General features: G+C 58.8%; 2 protein-coding genes. One reads left to right on the top strand and one right to left on the bottom strand.

All coding sequences use genetic code 11. The annotated features are described in order from the left end of the window. The first annotated feature begins 109 nt into the window (after positions 1-109). Positions 110-433: a tetratricopeptide repeat protein gene (locus QJT78_RS51090; protein WP_348652447.1), complete on the top strand. Its 324-nt coding sequence runs from the start codon at positions 110-112 to the stop codon at positions 431-433. 163 nt (positions 434-596) lie between these two features. On the opposite strand, the gene QJT78_RS51085 is transcribed toward QJT78_RS51090, so the two are convergent. Then, complete coding sequence (locus QJT78_RS51085; protein ID WP_224517502.1) at positions 597-1,331, bottom strand: hypothetical protein; 735 nt, start codon at positions 1,329-1,331, stop codon at positions 597-599. Between the last annotated feature and the right edge of the window lie 228 nt (positions 1,332-1,559).

Genomic DNA, 1,559 nt, shown 5'->3' with positions numbered 1-1,559 from the left:
GCCGAAAGTCATCGCCGGTGTAAAGTTCATCGACGGAATCGAAGTCATTCCGAACACTGAAAGCCACGCCGCCTGATCAGGCCGCGTCACCCAAAATCAGCCATAGCTCCTGCTGCTGGAGCAGGCCCAGATCGTTCAGCCGGACGCCATGAGCTGGTTTCAGCTGGCTACGGCTTACGCCAGCGTCGGCTGGTGGCGAGAGGCGATCGACGCCTACGAAAGGGCGCTTGCGCTCGACCCGGACTATGCCGTAGCGATGTTCGATCTTGGCGGTGCTCACTGGAACAGCGGTGATGCGGCAACGGCAGCGGAGGTTTGGGCGGCGGCGCTGGAGCGTTTCCCTGACCACGAACTCAGCGGCAAGCTTAGGTGCAATTTCTCGTTCTTGTTTAGTGATCCGGCTGCCGGCCAACCCGGCGACGGCGCTCGTTAGAAGGAAAGCTCGCCGTGGGAAAGTCACCTCACCAGGATTGCGCAACTCCCCGCCGATTTCCGCGGCTCGGGTCGACTGAAACGACGGCATGGTCTGTCAGTCCGCGAGTCTGGGCGAAGCGCCTTGCTTGCGCGAAGTTGAACGATTTGTCCGTCGCGAAGGGTCAACGCCGTTGAAGCCATTGGACGGTCATTTCCTCATGTTTTTTGTCGTCCTCCCAGCTCAGTGTTACCCAATTTGTTGATGTTGGATACGAGATCAGGATTCGGCTCGGTCGATATCTTGCACCGATCAAGGATGGATGCTTGCTCAGTTCAGGCGCTTCGAGCAGCAACTCGAAGCGAAAGCCCATGATGTTAGTCGCCAGGGCTTTGATTTCGTCATGGTCATCTGTCAGCGGCTGGAACTGAAAGCGCGGGGTGTTTTCCGCGATGTCGCCCGTGTTCATGGTGCAGTAGAGCCCTGCCCCTTCGGGCCAATGCCGGGGGTCGTCAAGCATGTCGAGAATTGCCTCATCCCGCGAGAACGCACCCGACAGTCGTTGTCTTCCGCGTGCCAGGTTCCGGGACACGGCTGCTGCTTTGGCGGTTTTCAAGACCCAGCGTTCGAGGTCATGCCCGGATAGAATGGCGTGTCGCGACCCGGCATCATGTTCGAGATAAGATTTGAGCGACGTGAAGAAGTAATGTGCGGAGGCATCGAGCGGGCTAAGCGCGCTGTTGTGCTTGGTACAAAGGCATTTTGCCTGAGGTGGGGCCATTATCTTCGTTTCGCCCGCTTCCAGCCACGGAACGCCTGAGATCGAGAACTCGCCGTCACCCATTAATACGCGGCAGACGGAATCCGAAATGATGTGTTCGGCCGAGATCGGGGGAACGCATGATCCCAATTCTTTCATGTAGCATTTTTCGACACCTCCCGTGGCAGGCAGTGCTCTGAGTCCAAGGACAGCGGGCGGTTTGTGCCACCCCTGCCCGTTGAAGCAACAAAGGCGCGCGGTCTTCCTCGAGCCGCACGGGAGCTATGGCGGAATCTGGGTGATGACGGTGTGAGGAAGGCGGCGTATCGAGGCGGGTGACGAGCCTGCCAGAACCTCTCGAGGAGAGCGATACGCCATGACCGAGAC

The sequence above is a fragment of the Bradyrhizobium sp. Mp27 genome (assembly GCF_029953005.1).
GTDB classification, from domain to species: domain Bacteria; phylum Pseudomonadota; class Alphaproteobacteria; order Rhizobiales; family Xanthobacteraceae; genus Bradyrhizobium; species Bradyrhizobium barranii.
This window is presented reverse-complemented; position numbering and strand designations above follow the sequence as displayed.

Excerpts from the sequence above, each read along its gene's own strand:
- QJT78_RS51085 (WP_224517502.1), bottom strand. The coding sequence starts at position 1,331 with ATGAAAGAATTGGGATCATGCGTTCCCCCGATCTCGGCCGAACACATC.